This window comes from Pseudomonas sp. WOUb67, assembly GCF_050058005.1.
In the GTDB taxonomy this organism is placed as follows: Bacteria; Pseudomonadota; Gammaproteobacteria; order Pseudomonadales; family Pseudomonadaceae; genus Aquipseudomonas; species Aquipseudomonas putida_R.
In genome coordinates this window covers 2,827,728-2,843,088 of sequence record NZ_CP170112.1, presented here as the reverse complement: position 1 = coordinate 2,843,088, position 15,361 = coordinate 2,827,728, and the positions used below count along the sequence as shown (strand labels likewise).

Below are 15,361 nucleotides of genomic sequence, written 5' to 3'. Positions count from 1 at the left end.
CTGACGCATTCGCGGGTGAACCCGCTCCCACAGGGTCGGCGAATAGCCCTTGAGCTACGGTGTAACCCAATTTCAAGAACAAGAAGGTGCCCCAGCATGCATTACCCCTCCCTCAACTTCGCCCTGGGCGAAACCATCGACATGCTCCGCGACCAGGTGCGCACCTTCGTTGCCGCCGAACTGGCGCCGCGCGCCGCGCAGATCGACCACGACAACCTGTTCCCCGCCGACATGTGGCGCAAGTTCGGCGACATGGGCCTGCTGGGGATCACGGTGTCGGAAGAGTACGGTGGCGCCGGCCTGGGCTACCTGGCCCACGTGGTGTCGATGGAAGAAATCAGCCGTGCCTCGGCCTCGGTGGCACTGTCCTATGGCGCCCACTCCAACCTCTGCGTAAACCAGATCAACCGCAACGGCACCCATGAGCAGAAGCTCAAGTACCTGCCCAAGCTGATCAGCGGCGAACACATCGGCGCGCTGGCCATGAGCGAGCCCAATGCCGGCTCCGACGTGGTGTCGATGAAACTGCGCGCCGAAAAGCGCGGCGACCACTACGTGCTCAACGGCAACAAGACCTGGATCACCAACGGCCCCGACGCCAACACCTACGTGATCTACGCCAAGACCGACCTGGACAAGGGCGCGCACGGCATTACCGCGTTCATCGTCGAGCGTGAGTGGAAAGGCTTCAGCCGCAGCAACAAGTTCGACAAGCTGGGCATGCGCGGGTCCAACACCTGCGAGCTGTTCTTCGATGACGTGGAAGTGCCGGCAGAAAACATCCTCGGCCAGCTCAACGGCGGCGTGCGCGTGCTGATGAGCGGGCTGGACTACGAGCGCGTGGTGCTGTCCGGTGGCCCGACCGGCATCATGCAAAGCTGCATGGACCTGGTGGTGCCCTACATTCATGACCGCAAGCAGTTCGGCCAAAGCATCGGCGAGTTCCAGCTGATCCAGGGCAAGATTGCCGATATGTACACCCAGCTCAACGCCAGCCGCGCCTACCTGTATGCCGTGGCCCAGGCTTGCGACCGTGGCGAGACCACCCGCAAGGACGCTGCCGGGGTGATCCTGTACACCGCCGAACGCGCCACGCAAATGGCCCTGGAGGCAATCCAGATTCTCGGTGGCAACGGCTACATCAACGAATTCCCGGCGGGCCGCCTGCTGCGCGACGCCAAGCTGTACGAAATCGGTGCCGGCACCAGCGAAATCCGCCGGATGCTGATTGGCCGCGAACTGTTCAACGAAACCCGCTGAACATAAAGGACGGGCGCACATGGCTACCTTGCACACCCAGATCAACCCGCGTTCGGCGGAGTTCGCCGGCAACAGCGCGGCCATGCTCGAACAGGTCCAGGCCCTGCGGGGCCTGCTCGCCCAGGTGGCCCAGGGCGGCGGGCCCAAGGCCCAGGAGCGGCACACGTCGCGTGGCAAGCTGCTGCCGCGCGAACGCATCGACCGCCTGCTGGACCCAGGCTCGCCATTCCTCGAAATCGGCCAGCTGGCTGCCCATGAGGTATACGGCGAAGACGTGCCTGCTGCTGGCGTGATCGCCGGCATCGGCCGCGTCGAAGGCGTGGAATGCATGATCGTGGCCAACGACGCCACGGTCAAAGGCGGTTCGTACTACCCGCTGACGGTGAAAAAGCACCTGCGTGCGCAAACCATCGCCTTGCAGAACCGCCTGCCGTGCATCTACCTGGTGGATTCGGGCGGCGCCAACCTGCCGCGCCAGGACGAAGTGTTCCCCGACCGCGAGCATTTCGGGCGGATCTTCTTCAACCAGGCCAACATGAGCGCCCAGGGCATCCCGCAGATTGCCGTGGTGATGGGGTCGTGCACTGCTGGTGGCGCCTACGTACCAGCCATGGCCGACGAAGCGATCATGGTGCGCCAGCAGGCGACCATCTTCCTCGCCGGCCCGCCGCTGGTAAAAGCCGCCACAGGTGAAGTGGTCAGCGCCGAAGACCTGGGTGGCGCCGATGTGCATTGCCGCACCAGTGGCGTGGCCGACCACTATGCCGACAACGACGAGCACGCCCTGGCCATTGCCCGGCGTAGCGTGGCCAACCTCAACTGGCACAAGCTGGGCAAGCTGCAACGCCTGGCACCGGTGGCGCCACTGTATGCCGCCGACGAGCTGTATGGCGTGGTGCCAGCCGATGCCAAGCAACCGTTCGACGTGCGTGAAGTGATCGCGCGGCTGGTCGATGGCTCGGTGTTCGATGAGTTCAAGGCCCTGTTCGGCACCACCCTGGTGTGCGGCTTCGCTCACCTGCATGGCTACCCGGTAGCGATTTTGGCCAACAACGGCATCCTGTTCGCCGAAGCCGCGCAAAAAGGCGCGCACTTCATCGAGCTGGCCTGCCAGCGTGGCATCCCGCTGCTGTTCCTGCAGAACATCACCGGCTTCATGGTGGGCAAGAAGTACGAAGAAGGCGGCATCGCCAAGCACGGCGCCAAGCTGGTCACCGCCGTGGCCTGCGCCCAGGTGCCGAAGTTCACGGTGATCATTGGCGGCAGCTTTGGCGCCGGCAACTACGGCATGTGCGGCCGCGCCTACGACCCCCGCTTCCTGTGGATGTGGCCCAACGCGCGCATTGGCGTGATGGGCGCCGAACAGGCCGCTGGCGTGCTGGCCCAGGTCAAGCGCGAGCAAAGCGAGCGCAGCGGCCAGCCCTTCAGTGCCGAGGACGAGGCCAGGCTCAAGCAACCGATCCTCGACCAGTACGAGCACCAGGGCCACCCCTACTATTCCAGCGCCCGCCTGTGGGACGACGGCGTCATCGACCCGGCACAAACCCGCGATGTGCTTGGCCTGGCCTTGTCTGCCGCGCTGAACGCACCGATCGAACAGAGCCGCTTCGGCATTTTCCGGATGTGACCCATGAGCGATTTCAGCACCCTTGAAGTGATCCGTGACCCACGCGGCTTCGCCACCCTGTGGCTGAGCCGCGAGGACAAGAACAACGCCTTCAACGCACAGATGATCCGCGAGCTGATCGTGGCCATCGACCGGCTGGCCGAAGACGCCAGCCTACGCTTTGTGCTGCTGCGCGGCCGTGGCCGGCACTTCAGCGCCGGCGCCGACCTGGCCTGGATGCAACAGTCCGCGCAGCTGGACTTCAACACCAACCTGGATGATGCCCACGAACTGGGCGAGCTGATGTACGCCCTGCACCGCCTCAAGACGCCAACCCTGGCTGTGGTGCAAGGTGCCGCCTTTGGCGGCGCGCTGGGCCTGATCAGCTGCTGCGACATGGCGATCGGCGCCGAAGACGCCCAGTTGTGCCTGTCGGAAGTCCGCATTGGCCTGGCCCCGGCGGTCATCAGCCCGTTCGTGGTCAAGGCGATTGGTGAACGCGCCGCGAGCCGCTATGCCCTCACTGCCGAGCGTTTCAGCGGCGCACGGGCCCGCGAACTGGGCCTGCTGGCCGAGGTGTACCCGACCAGTGAGCTGGACGCCCAGGTGGAAGCGTGGGTGAACAACCTGCTGCAGAACAGCCCGCAAGCGTTGCGCGCCACCAAGGACTTGCTGCGCGAAGTGGACGACGGCGAACTCAGCCCGGCGCTGCGCCGCTACTGCGAGAACACCATCGCCCGCATCCGCGTCAGCGCCGAAGGCCAGGAGGGCCTGCGCGCTTTCCTGGAAAAACGCCGCCCCGCCTGGCAAACCGATGACAAGAAGGAACCGCGCCCATGAGCCGCCCCGCTTTGACCACCCTGCTGGTCGCCAACCGTGGCGAAATCGCCTGCCGGATAATGCGCACCGCCAAGGCCATGGGCCTGACCACTGTCGCCGTGCACAGCGCCACCGACCGTGACGCCCGGCACAGCCGCGAAGCGGATATCCGCGTCGACCTGGGCGGCACCAAGGCCGCCGAAAGCTACCTGCTGGTCGACAAGCTGCTGGCCGCTGCCAAGGCCAGTGGTGCCCAGGCCATTCACCCGGGCTATGGCTTTCTGTCCGAAAACGCAGGCTTCGCCCGCGCCATCGAACAGGCCGGGCTGATCTTCCTTGGTCCACCGGCCAGCGCCATCGACGCCATGGGCAGCAAGTCGGCGGCCAAGGCGCTGATGGAAGCCGCTGGCGTGCCGCTGGTGCCGGGCTACCACGGCGAAGCCCAGGACCTGGACACCTTCCGCGCCGCCGCCGAACGCATCGGCTACCCGGTACTGCTCAAGGCCAGCGCCGGCGGCGGTGGCAAGGGCATGAAAGTGGTCGAGGAAGAAAGCCAGCTGGCCGACGCCCTGGCCTCGGCCCAGCGTGAGGCGCAGTCGTCGTTCGGCGATGCGCGCATGCTGGTGGAAAAGTACGTGCTCAAGCCGCGTCACGTCGAAATCCAGGTGTTTGCCGACCAGCACGGCAACTGCCTGTACCTCAACGAACGCGACTGCTCCATCCAGCGCCGCCATCAGAAAGTGATCGAAGAGGCACCTGCCCCCGGCCTGTCGCCTGAACTGCGCCGGGCCATGGGCGAAGCGGCGGTGCGTGCGGCCCAGGCTATCGGCTATGTGGGTGCCGGCACCGTGGAATTCCTGCTCGATGCCCGTGGCGAGTTCTTCTTCATGGAGATGAACACCCGCCTGCAGGTGGAACACCCGGTCACCGAGGCCATCACCGGCCTGGACCTGGTCGCCTGGCAGATTCGCGTGGCCTGCGGCGAGGCCCTGCCGATCACCCAGGAACAGGTGCCGCTGATCGGCCATGCCATCGAAGTGCGGCTGTATGCCGAAGACCCGGCCAACGAGTTTTTGCCCGCCACCGGCAAGCTGGCGCTGTACCGAGAGTCGGCGCCCGGCGAAGGCCGGCGGGTAGACAGCGGTGTCAGCGAAGGCGACGTGGTGTCGCCCTTCTACGACCCGATGCTGGGCAAGCTGATTGCCTGGGGTGAAAACCGCGAACAGGCGCGCCTGCGCTTGCTGGCCATGCTCGACGAGTTCGCCATTGGCGGGCTGAAGACCAACATCGCTTTCCTGCGCCGCATTCTCGCCCACCCGGCGTTTGCGGCGGCAGAGCTGGACACCGGCTTCATTCCGCGCCACCAGGACGTGTTGTTGCCGGCGCCCCATGCGCTGCCGGCGGGCTTCTGGGAAGCGGCAGCCGAAGCCTGGCTGCAGGGCCAGGCCGGGCACCAGCGCGACGACGACCACCGTTCGCCGTGGGGTGAGCGCAACGGACTGCGTTTGGGCCTGCCGGCACGCAGCAGCCTGCATCTGGTGAGCGGCGGGCAGGATCAGGCGATAGCCCTGGAGCGCAGCGCTGCGTCAACCTGGCAGCTAGCGGGTGAGCAACTGGTGCACGACCAGGCAGGTGTGCGCCGCCAGCATTTGGCGATCCGCCGCGGGGGCACGCTGTACCTGCACTGGGAGGGCGAGATGCACGCCATTCAGGCCTTCGACCCGATTGCCGAAGCCGAGGCCAGCCATGGCCATCAAGGCGGCCTGGGTGCGCCCATGAACGGCAGCATCGTGCGGGTACTGGTCGAGCCGGGGCAGGTGGTTGAAGCGGGTACGGCGCTGGTGGTGCTGGAGGCCATGAAGATGGAACACAGCATTCGTGCGCCGCATGGCGGGACGGTGAAGGCGTTGTTCTGCCAGGAAGGGGATATGGTCAGCGAAGGGACGGTGCTGGTCGAACTGGCTGAGTAAAGTGAACATTAACCCTGTGGGAGCGGGCATGCCCGCGAAGAAGGCGACGCAGTGCATGGCACCGGCTTTGCCGGTGTTCGCGGGCATGCCCGCTCCCACAGAGATAGCGCACTTCTGCACCGAACGCTTGACCTGTGGGAGCCCGGCTTGCCGGCGATGGGCTGCGCAGCAGCCCCGGCTATCTAGAAGGCCCCGTGCACCCGCACGACTACCCCTAAAAACTCGCAGCCCTCTTCGCACAACAGCGCCGGGTAGTTACTGTTCAGTGCTTTCAGGTAACGCTGCCCGCCTTCCTCGGCCAATTCGCGGAAAATCGCCGGTTTGCCCGGCTGACGCGCGATAACCAAGCGCCCGGCCTCAGCCTCCACGCCCGGGTCGACCAGCATCCTCATGCCCTGCGGCACACTGCGACCACTGACGGCGCTCATCGCGTCATTTTCAACCGTCAACCAGAACGCCTTGCCCTGGGCCAGATAGTCCGTCTGCTCGAACACTCCAGGTTCAGCACTCTCGGTAGCACCTAACTCATCCCAGCCCAACACCGGGTAGCGGAAGCATACGATGTATTGCATGAGGTCCAGGTTGTCATCCACTTGGCAAGCCTCGCCAGCCTGACCATAAATGCGCAACTCAAGCCTGACGTTGTAATGAGGCATGCCAAGCTCGACAAACGTGCGGTTCATCGATTCAATTCTTGGCTGGCGCCGCTTGTTGACCCAGTGCCCAACACTGCCTTGAGACACACCAACGCGCTCGGCAAGCTGTTCTTGGGTGAGCCCTAGCTCGCCCATCCGATTGCGGACAAGCGCAATCCATCTATCCATGTCCATGGTTGGCACGATACTCCCTATCGAACCCTGCACTGATCCCTGTAGGAGCGGCCTTGCGTCGCGATGGGCTGCGCAGCAGCCCCGGCACTCTAGAAGGTCCCGTGCACCCGCACGACTACCCCCAGGAACTCGCAGCCTTCCTCACACAGGATTGTTGGATAACGCGTATTCAGCGGCTTAAGCATCTTGTCCCCACCCTCCTCGACCAACTGCCGCAACACCGCAGGCCGCCCCGGCTGCCGGGCAATCACCAACCTGCCTGGCTCTGCCTGCAGGCCGGTATCCACCAGCACGCGCATGCCCTCAGGCACACTCTTGCCACTGGCTGCATTCATCGAGTCGTTTTCCACCACCAGCCAGAACGCATTGCCTGCGGGCATGTAATCCGTCTGTTCGTGGGGTTTACCTGCTTCAGGCGAAGGCCCCTGCAAGTCAGCCCAAGTCAGAACCGGGAAGCGGAAGCTCGCATAAAGCAGCGCTTCGGCCGACACCGGCTGCTCGACCGCATAGCGCGCAGGGGCTTCACGCACGATGTCACGTTCTACCACCATGACCTGCGCTTCCAGAAACACCAGGCCGAGTTTTTCGAGCTTTTCGTTGATGGTTTCCAACGTCGGCCGACGCGTGCCACGCAGCCAGTGACCCACGCCACCCTGAGTCATGCCCAGACGTTCGGCCAGCTTCAGCTGGCTGAGGTTGTGTTCGCGCTTGTAGCGCTTGAGAAACGCGTTCCAGTTTTCCATGAGCGGCAACAATACGGACTGTATTACTCGCAGCAATACACAATCTGAATTATTTATTCGAGCATAGTCAGTACAGATTGACCTATCCTCTGATTTCAGTGTGTTTGAAGGGAAATCACAAGGTATCGCGATGAAACCACCGAAAAACGACGAAACAGATCTCGACAGCGAAGCCGCCCGCCGCGCCCTCGACTATTACCTCAACCCCAAGCCGCAGCGCCCGACCCTCGACAACAAGATCTGGACGCTGCACGAGAGTGTCACCAGAGACCAGGCCCGGGAGCACGCCATCGCGCTTCTGCGCTGCGCCGCCGCCACAGCGCAGGAAACCGCCAGCCACCAGCACGGCAGCCAGCGCGAGCTGACCTATGCGTTGATGCACATGGTGGACATGGCCCGCGCCCTGTTGGAGCACCAACGCGCCGTGGATCCGGATTTCTGATTAAAAAAGGAGGGAGAGAACGTGATGGCCGCGAACGGCAGAGGCCCCGATTGCCGGGACAAGGAAGCGCATCGGTAAAACTTTTTTACCGAATTAGCGAAAATTCATTTGACTGGCAAATGATAACGATTATTATTGCACTCAGCTGATCGCGAGATCTGCTGGATAACCTGGAGCTTAGGTCGCTCTCAGATTATCTCCTCATCAGGCTAATCACGGTTTTTGACCCGGCTTTTTGCCGGGTCTTTTTTTTTGCTCTTCAGGCTAATGAAGATCGTGATGGCGCGCATGATAGCAAAGGTGTTTCAGGGCGTGAACGCTCATTACAAAACTTTGCGGAATCAGCACTTGAGAATCAATCTCGTTTCGCCTACGCTGATCTCGCATCAAGGAAGATGCCCCCACCTCCCCCTCTATAAAGCAAGGAGCTGTCCATGACCCGTCTGCTACTGCCCCTTGAACACCCGACACCTGTTGCCGAACCCGATGCCGACCACGCCCTGCTGCATGCCCTGAAGCGGCTGCCCCGCCGTGTGCAGCAAGTATTCCTGCTCAACCGCCTCGACCAGCTGGACTTCGCCGGCATCGCCGCCCGCCTCGACCTGCCCCTGGCGAGCATCGAGCGGAACATGGAGCAGGCGCTGCAAGCTGGTCGATCGCGCCGGGATGTACTGGCGAGTATTGCCGGGCAATGGTATGTGCGCTTGCAAAGCCCACAGGTGACTGCTTGCGAACGGATCGACTTTCGGCGCTGGCTGGATGCGGATACGGCGAACCTGCAGGCGTTTCACGAGACGGAATTGCGCTGGCGCAGCTTACTGGCGCCGGCTCGGCAACTGGGCCATGACGGATGGTACCGGCAAGGCCGGGCGGCGTTGTCGCTGGGCGGTTGTTCGGTTGCGGTCGGGCTGGGTGTGGCGGCACTGGTGCTGTTTGGGTTTTGGGCCTGATTACCAAAATCCACATGCTCTGCGACGCCAACGGAACACCGTTGCGCTTCCTCCTCTCTGGCGGTCAAGCCAGCGACATCAGCTGCGCACAACCACTGTTGGACGAGGTAAGCATTCCATCGAGCCAACGTGGCCGCCCGCGCAAGCGCTGTTAATGGCTGCTTGCCGACAAGGGCTACGACGCAACTGCGACCACTATCGAATGCAACCCGCCATCCCGCTGCGCTCAATAAAGCGCAAGCCCAAGCCTGGCTTACCCAGACTGTTTGACCGGCCCAAATAGCGGCAGCGCAACATCATCGAACACATGTTTGGCTGGCTGAAAGAGAACCGCCGGATCGTGACACACTTCGACAAGCTCGCGAAAAGTTATGCCGCCATGGTTTAACTCGCTTGCTCCATGCGGTTGCAACATCTCTTTTCGTACAGAGCCTACCACCACCCTCATTCGAAATGACATCAACAATGAGCGAAATATGATAGTTATCAGCGCTCATTCCAGTACATTTATCGGGCGGGTCGCACGCGCTAAAAAAAGATACCTGCGCCTAAGCACTTGGCTATCGAAGCAACCTAGGCTTATCACAATCAGCCGCCTATACCCACAGCACCACCAGACAACTCTATTCACACAATAATATTGGAGTCCAGCATTGGAAAGCGCTCACAATACAATTACCACTCAACGCGCTCCCTCGTTCACAGAAGCGACAACAAGAAGCACTCCTGTCAGCGTATTCGCCAATACCACGATGGTGTCGGATCAAGAAAAAACTCACCTGAATGACATCCCCACACTACTTGTATTTGGAAAAAAAGGAGAACTTAGCAAGCACCTAAACCACCACAACATCACTGAAAGTCGTCCAGCCTTCTATATAAACGACACGGTGGCAAATACCTTAATTCGCAAAAACATCTCCCCACCTCCCCCCAAAAAATATAAAGGCTACGACCGCTTAAACCAAGCATTGCGACAAATATCACTGGCAGTAAACACCGCAATGAACCTAAAACTAAACAGCAACCCACTTGAAGTTCAGGCAAGTGTATTTTGCAACGTACTACATCTCTCATCCAACTTCCACACTGACAAGATTCAAGAAGCTCTCCGCATTGCCCTGACAGACAGCGACGTATTTAAATCTGCCCACGAACGCGTTCAGCCCCATGAAAGAGAAAACTGGGACAACGTGATAAGCGCCAGACGTTCCAGACACCATAGAAAACTTATGGAGACGTTCGCCTCAATCGAGTCGGTGCGCACGACAATCGGTAAGGCTCATACGGAAATTATTAACGACAGAGGAATCCGGCCTGGCACCAATTTAAACAATTCAACTATCGCACTCCAATGTGAAGCCGGCTTCTTAACGATTTTCAATGCTTTGGAAGACATCAAACGCTTCGGCACTTCTGACTCCATCATGATTCATTCCTCCGCCCACAAAATGGAATTAAAGCCCTACCTGCCGGAAGGTGTAACCGAGACGATGCATGCAGAACAGAATATAGAAGAGTACTTAGCCAAGTCTGCCGACATCATTTACGATCAAGCTATTTCTAAATTGGGCTTACAAACGGGACAACACATAATTGTAAACATGGCAGGAAGATTTGTTCCCTGCGCCGTATGCACAGAAGTTGAACACACCAGTACCAACGGCGGAGTTTTTGACCCAAAAAATAAAAAATTTGTATTATGGCGTAGTTCCGACCGGATTGGGATGGCATTCAAAAACGAAGTACAACACTTGGCAATGCATGCCTTGCGCAGTAGCGACTCAGATGAAGCGATGGAAAAGGCATTAAGAATCAGAGACAGTTTCATACTGCACCAAGAATCACTTAAGTCTTATGGAGCACCGGTAGTAACCTGTTTTTCGCTTGACACCGACAGTGAAAGCTCAGACGACCAAGGGAACGACTGAAATCTTCACCAGCAGAAAAACAATCCTATTACATACATTGGGGACTGGCATGACTCCGGATCACGCCAGCCCCCCCTTAACTAGACAGCACGACTCAAAACACTGCTTAAAATCTCACGACCGATGGATGTTGACTTCAGGTCGTCGTAGTTCAATTTGTTGCTATACTCAAGTGCCGCTTCACCATCAAAGACACCGACAGACGCGAGCATAATTTCATGGTAAGAGTGATGATTCTTCGGAGGGAGTAGATTGCCCAACATCACCAGTCGAGCCTCTTCAAGTGTTGGAAGCTGACGTGTATCCGTATCCTTGTCATAGCTCAACATCTCACGACACATGGCGTAGTGATTCAAATATCGTAGGTTATGCCCGCTAGGTCCAGAGATGACAGGTTTGCCGTGTGCGATTGCGTCAAGCACCCATTGGTTAACATTTTTGTCCTCAGCATCTGACCATCTGACCACATTGGACAACCCCCCCGTAGTATGTTGACGATACTGACTTCCCAGGGGATTACTGTCTCTGGAGTTGGCCTCATCATCAGTGAATATTTCTGTACTCCAACTAATATTCAGGGTTTCAAACAACGCTTTGCGGGCGGACGGCTCCATGTTCTGTAAAATATGCAGAATCCCGTCACGATGATCAACTATTCCAAATGCGTCTTGAAAGTAATTGGGCTCATCGCTTTTTCCAGCAACCAGCTCATTCCATCTGTCCGCTATCAAGTTGGCTACATTTGCCGGATACTGAATGGGATTATTGACCTTCCAAATTTCCAGATCAAATCGATGCGAATTCCAGGGAAAGATTGGATTGTCCGGGGCTCTCACATGATTAAACATGCACTGCCGCCTTTCCATACCTGGGACATTATATATCTCATCTTCAGCCTTTATAAGTGTCGCCAGCACGTGGGCGTCCAGATTGTCTTTATCAGCAATGAGCTCCTTTGCACCACCAATGTTCTTACTTTCATGCCGAATCTTTTCTTGCTGTTCAGGCGTAAAGTCTGCAAACCTCATAGGCGCACCCGAACTCAACCTAATATGCTTGGCTATCGCGTTAAGTTTCTCACTGGTTGCCAACTCCTTACCAATGGCCACTTCAATAGCCCTATTTTTATTCGCCGTTGCTTTATAGGGATCTTGGTCAAAAACATTCGCACCCACATTAACCTTACCACGCCCAGCTATTTCTTCCATACTTCTAGACGGCGATACGTTGGCGAACGGCACAGGCTGTGAAAATGCATCCTTTCCCTCACGTGGTGTTGAAGTATGTAAATTCAACCTGGCCACCACCTCACTCAATTCTTTGGCTTGAGCGGGTGTTATTAAGGTGGAGTTTTTTAGAACGTTCCTGTCTTCCGCCTCGAAACTTTTAGCTGAGAGCGCACACAGAACAACTGCAGACCTATTAATAGCATACACAGACATCACCCCGACTTTAATTCCAACTTTAACTTTAACGACGATCAATACAAGAATTTAAACCCATATACCCCTTCAACAATTCCATGAACACCACCTCCAGCAAGCCGCCACAAATATCTTTTGAACTCATAGCCTTGTAATACACCAAACCGTTATCTTCAACAGGCAGCATATCGCCATTTAAATTTATTTCTGAATAACAAGACAGCTCAGCCAGCTCGCTCAACTCCTTATCAGTAAGGGGTACCGGCAATTCTATTTTGAAAAAAAGCACAAGCTTCTCTTGGCCACACTCATATTTCAAACAAAAAAAATCCCCACTCTCCAGGCGCAGAGCAACTTCACTGAGATCATCGAAATAAATATTGCTCAATTGATGCTGTTCTTTCAGAACACCCAGCAACTTGCTGATTTCGCACTCCACCTCAGCCCGCACAGGGTCATACGCAGTATTTAAATGATACATTACCCACCACCATCAACTTTATACTTACAAAAATAACCAGCACCACCTCGCTGCACGAACCTGTTACTTCTTGTTAGTTATTCACATGTCACCCACCCCAAGCCACGCCAGGTAGCTAGCGAGAAAAATCGGCTCGGATCAGTTGGTCAGACAATTCTTGCCTATCGGGGACTTGTTCGAAGAATCCCCAAACGGCTTCTCGCCCACTTAAAACACGAACATACAATTACCAACTGACATTCTCGCGGCTGTCTTCGTCCTCAGATGGCTTGAACACCTCCTGCATAAACGCCTTGACGAACATATTGGCCGATGAAACCGATACCAGTGCAGCTCTTGTCTCCTTATAAGCCTCACTGTCTTCCAAACCCTGCTCTTTCATCCGCACCATCACCTGCGTCAACGCATCCATTTGCTTCTGCGTCGTTTTATAGGGCAGCTCGCCACCGGCATTCGCGTATTGTTTCAAGTAACCCTGAATGCTGCCCGGCGAGGGTGTAGTGGACGCTATCCACTTCATGAACGCATCGTAGAACTGAGCAAACTCAGGATCCGGATCAGAACGGGTTTCCCCGCCCTGAAGCCCCATGCGCTGGTCCAGGGGCACAATCGTCTCTGTGCCGCGGGGCAAGGCGTGGCCGGGACCTGCGAGCGAATAGCTGTCAATGTTCATCACTGCTCTCCGATTCAGAAACAGGGTTCGGGCAATCGCTCCCTTTGTTCAGGTCGGCGGCCCAACTGACGAGAAGGCGCCTCGACGCCTCATCAAGCTCGCGCACGCTCTCCGGTAACTGCTTGAGTTGGCCAATCAGACGCGACGACAGGCGTTCCTGAGTGGCGCCGATGTCGAGCTCCACAACCTGATCCGCCAGACGAAACAGGTAACGTTCCTGGGCATGGAAACGGATATCCACGCGCTCGACTCCCAAGCCCGTCAACTTGCTTTTCAGCGCCTGCTGCTGGGCTTTGCACCGCAGCGGCAGGATGATTTGCAGTGGCTCCTGGCCTTGACCTACCCAGCCATCTTGCCAGCGCTCCAGCAGCACCTCGAGCAGTCGTTCATCCATCAGCAAATCCCCCAGCAATGACCGGGCGGCCTGTGCCAGTTCGGCTTGCAGCGCACTTGCCATATGCCGCGACCGCAGCAGAAGCCCGCTCACGTCAGCAGCGGCTTGCAGCACCCCCTGGGAATAACCGTCCTGGAAGGCGTTCGCACGAACGATGTCTGCCTCTTGTTGCGCTTCTGCCATACAGGCCTTGGCGCGCTCGCGGGCTTGCTGCATCAACAACCGGCGATTGCGCGCAGCCGTCCGCTCTTCATGCCTCAGCAGGAGGGCATCCTGGGGCGGAATATCAACAAGCGTTCTGATGGATTCGAACATGTTGTACCGCCAGGATAAAAAGTGATGGGTTCGGCGCCAGGAGCGGTAACGTTTGCTGCAACTCGACCACGCGTGGCGAAAACTGCAAGAACAGACGCTGCATCAGCGCCTCCGGGATGTGTTGGTGCCAAGCGGCCAAGGCAGCTAGCCCCAAGGCACCGAGCGACTGCTCAAGCCCCTGCGCTTCGCTGACCGCGACCTTTGGCCGATGGCCCAGATCGATACGGGCGAACGCTCTTGTCGGCACACTGAGCTCACGCATCCGCGCCCCGCGAGCCAGCCGCGGCCACATCAGGTGCGCCCCCATGAGGCGGGCGACCGCGGGCAAATGCTGCCAATGTGCGACCCAGCAATCAGTCCAGGGATTGCGCTTGATCTGCTGCGGATCGGGGCAGCTGAGTTCCAAACCCCTTAGCAGCGATTGATTGAGCAACGCCCGGGTTGCCGGCTCGTCAAACAGCGCGGGCACAACACCCCGGTGCGGATGCAGATAGTCCAGTGGCTGCTGCAAGATGGTGCGCAGTGCTTCAGTTGCGCGGAGCATGTTCGATCTCTTTCGGCTGTCGATACAGCATGACCAGGTACGCGACCGCAGCCAGAATGCCTAAGACGAAAACGCCATAGAGCCAGGTAAATTTGTGGGCGCGAGGCTCCAGAAAGGGGGCGGCATGCTGAATTGAAGCCCGCTTGGACAAGACCACCGAAATGCGCTCGTAGTCCACGGCCGCGAAGCTGTTCTTGAGAAAACGCTTGATATCGTTGACCAGGCGCTGTGGCTCGCTATCACGCTCATAAACCACCAACGCCGAGAGATGTATCGGCGCAACCTTGCGACCGCTTTCTCCGGTCTCCAGGTCGTAACTCATATGCACCCGCGCCGAAACTACACCCTCCAGGGTGTTCAACGACTGCTCCAGTCGCTGCTCCAGGGCGCTGTACAAACGCGCCTTCTCGGCTCGCGGCGAAGCGACCAGAGAGTCCGCAGGAAACATCTGGGCGATTTCGACACGGGGCTTGGAGGGCAGCGAATACAGGGCCAGCAGGTCGACCGCCGCCGCGAAATCCGCTTGCGCGATTTGCACCGAGTACCCGGTCTTACCGTTATCCACCTTGGTCGCGGCGATGTTATTGCGCTGCAGCACCGAAATCACTTCATTGACCTGCTGCTGGTCAAGCCCCTCGAGCAAACTCGGTTGGCGACAGCCAGCCAGCATCAGACAAAGCAGCACAAGCCAGGCGAAAACCTTCATGACGAACGCAACAAGGTTTCGGCCGTAGTCACTGCTTTACGGACCAGGACGTTGAGTAAAGAGACATCGATGTTGTACTGCGCAGTGAGCAGCTGCAATTCGCTCAACACTTCCGGGTTGGTGATATCCGGGCGTTTGAGCATGGCATTGATCCTTGCATGATCACGCTCGGTGCCTACAGCGGAGCTGGCGAAACTTTCGATCAAACGGCCCTCCAGGGAAACCACAGAGCCAGGCTCGGGACGAGCCAGTTCGGCCATCCGAAGCGGACTC

Annotated in this window: 16 protein-coding genes and 1 pseudogene; 8 read left to right on the top strand and 9 right to left on the bottom strand. The window is 58.3% G+C overall.

Translation table 11 applies throughout. The annotated features are described in order from the left end of the window. The first annotated feature begins 96 nt into the window (after positions 1-96). The 4 genes from ABOC32_RS12750 to ABOC32_RS12735 are packed head-to-tail and all read left to right on the top strand — an operon-like array spanning position 97 to position 5,655. The gene (locus tag ABOC32_RS12750; RefSeq protein ID WP_426811265.1) at positions 97-1,260 is read left to right on the top strand and encodes an isovaleryl-CoA dehydrogenase; all 1,164 of its coding nucleotides are present in this window, start codon (positions 97-99) and stop codon (positions 1,258-1,260) included. A gap of 19 nt (positions 1,261-1,279) precedes the next feature. Continuing rightward, positions 1,280-2,887: a carboxyl transferase domain-containing protein gene (locus ABOC32_RS12745; protein WP_012273265.1), complete on the top strand. Its 1,608-nt coding sequence runs from the start codon at positions 1,280-1,282 to the stop codon at positions 2,885-2,887. A gap of 3 nt (positions 2,888-2,890) precedes the next feature. After that, the gene (locus ABOC32_RS12740; RefSeq protein WP_426811264.1) at positions 2,891-3,706 is read left to right on the top strand and encodes a gamma-carboxygeranoyl-CoA hydratase; all 816 of its coding nucleotides are present in this window, start codon (positions 2,891-2,893) and stop codon (positions 3,704-3,706) included. Then, complete coding sequence (locus ABOC32_RS12735; protein ID WP_426811263.1) at positions 3,703-5,655, top strand: acetyl/propionyl/methylcrotonyl-CoA carboxylase subunit alpha; 1,953 nt, start codon at positions 3,703-3,705, stop codon at positions 5,653-5,655. The genes ABOC32_RS12740 and ABOC32_RS12735 overlap by 4 nt, the downstream gene beginning before the upstream one ends. A gap of 182 nt (positions 5,656-5,837) precedes the next feature. Here the strand turns inward: ABOC32_RS12735 and ABOC32_RS12730 are convergent, their stop codons facing one another. Together ABOC32_RS12730 and ABOC32_RS12725 are read right to left on the bottom strand one after the other, a co-directional pair. Beyond that, positions 5,838-6,485, bottom strand: a complete 648-nt coding sequence (locus ABOC32_RS12730) for a S24 family peptidase (RefSeq protein ID WP_426811262.1) — start codon at positions 6,483-6,485, stop codon at positions 5,838-5,840. An 89-nt stretch (positions 6,486-6,574) separates the two neighbouring features. Continuing rightward, entirely contained in the window at positions 6,575-7,228 is a 654-nt protein-coding gene (locus tag ABOC32_RS12725) for a LexA family protein (RefSeq protein ID WP_086978383.1), read from the bottom strand. A gap of 130 nt (positions 7,229-7,358) precedes the next feature. Here ABOC32_RS12725 and ABOC32_RS12720 point away from each other — a divergent pair, with 130 nt between their 5' ends. The 4 genes and pseudogenes from ABOC32_RS12720 to ABOC32_RS12705 all read left to right on the top strand — a co-directional run bounded on the left by ABOC32_RS12720 (position 7,359) and on the right by ABOC32_RS12705 (position 10,551). Further along, on the top strand, positions 7,359-7,670 hold the full coding sequence (locus ABOC32_RS12720; RefSeq protein WP_426811261.1) for a DUF6124 family protein: 312 nt from the start codon (positions 7,359-7,361) through the stop codon (positions 7,668-7,670). A gap of 434 nt (positions 7,671-8,104) precedes the next feature. Continuing rightward, positions 8,105-8,620 (top strand): DUF4880 domain-containing protein, encoded by a 516-nt coding sequence (locus ABOC32_RS12715; RefSeq protein WP_426811260.1) that lies wholly within the window; start codon positions 8,105-8,107, stop codon positions 8,618-8,620. Further along, a pseudogene (locus ABOC32_RS12710) lies at positions 8,614-9,008 on the top strand (transposase); the annotation flags it as partial. The gene ABOC32_RS12715 and the pseudogene ABOC32_RS12710, both read left to right, overlap by 7 nt. A gap of 265 nt (positions 9,009-9,273) precedes the next feature. Beyond that, complete coding sequence (locus tag ABOC32_RS12705) at positions 9,274-10,551, top strand: hypothetical protein (protein WP_426811259.1); 1,278 nt, start codon at positions 9,274-9,276, stop codon at positions 10,549-10,551. An 80-nt stretch (positions 10,552-10,631) separates the two neighbouring features. Here the strand turns inward: ABOC32_RS12705 and ABOC32_RS12700 are convergent, their stop codons facing one another. The 7 genes from ABOC32_RS12700 to sctI form a co-directional block, all read right to left on the bottom strand. Continuing rightward, positions 10,632-11,993 (bottom strand): hypothetical protein, encoded by a 1,362-nt coding sequence (locus ABOC32_RS12700; protein WP_426811258.1) that lies wholly within the window; start codon positions 11,991-11,993, stop codon positions 10,632-10,634. 28 nt (positions 11,994-12,021) lie between these two features. Further along, complete coding sequence (locus tag ABOC32_RS12695) at positions 12,022-12,456, bottom strand: hypothetical protein (RefSeq protein ID WP_426811257.1); 435 nt, start codon at positions 12,454-12,456, stop codon at positions 12,022-12,024. A gap of 226 nt (positions 12,457-12,682) precedes the next feature. Then, the gene (locus tag ABOC32_RS12690) at positions 12,683-13,129 is read right to left on the bottom strand and encodes a hypothetical protein (RefSeq protein ID WP_426811256.1); all 447 of its coding nucleotides are present in this window, start codon (positions 13,127-13,129) and stop codon (positions 12,683-12,685) included. Beyond that, on the bottom strand, positions 13,119-13,838 hold the full coding sequence (locus tag ABOC32_RS12685; RefSeq protein WP_426811255.1) for an oxygen-regulated invasion protein OrgB: 720 nt from the start codon (positions 13,836-13,838) through the stop codon (positions 13,119-13,121). The genes ABOC32_RS12690 and ABOC32_RS12685 overlap by 11 nt, the downstream gene beginning before the upstream one ends. Then, positions 13,810-14,382, bottom strand: a complete 573-nt coding sequence (locus ABOC32_RS12680; RefSeq protein ID WP_426811254.1) for a hypothetical protein — start codon at positions 14,380-14,382, stop codon at positions 13,810-13,812. Before ABOC32_RS12680 ends, ABOC32_RS12685 begins: the two co-directional genes overlap by 29 nt. After that, complete coding sequence (locus ABOC32_RS12675) at positions 14,366-15,088, bottom strand: EscJ/YscJ/HrcJ family type III secretion inner membrane ring protein (protein WP_426811253.1); 723 nt, start codon at positions 15,086-15,088, stop codon at positions 14,366-14,368. Before ABOC32_RS12675 ends, ABOC32_RS12680 begins: the two co-directional genes overlap by 17 nt. Then, positions 15,085-15,348 carry a type III secretion system inner rod subunit SctI gene (gene sctI, locus ABOC32_RS12670; RefSeq protein ID WP_426811252.1) on the bottom strand — a complete coding sequence of 88 codons (264 nt, stop codon included), beginning with the start codon at positions 15,346-15,348 and terminating at the stop codon, positions 15,085-15,087. Before sctI ends, ABOC32_RS12675 begins: the two co-directional genes overlap by 4 nt. Between the last annotated feature and the right edge of the window lie 13 nt (positions 15,349-15,361).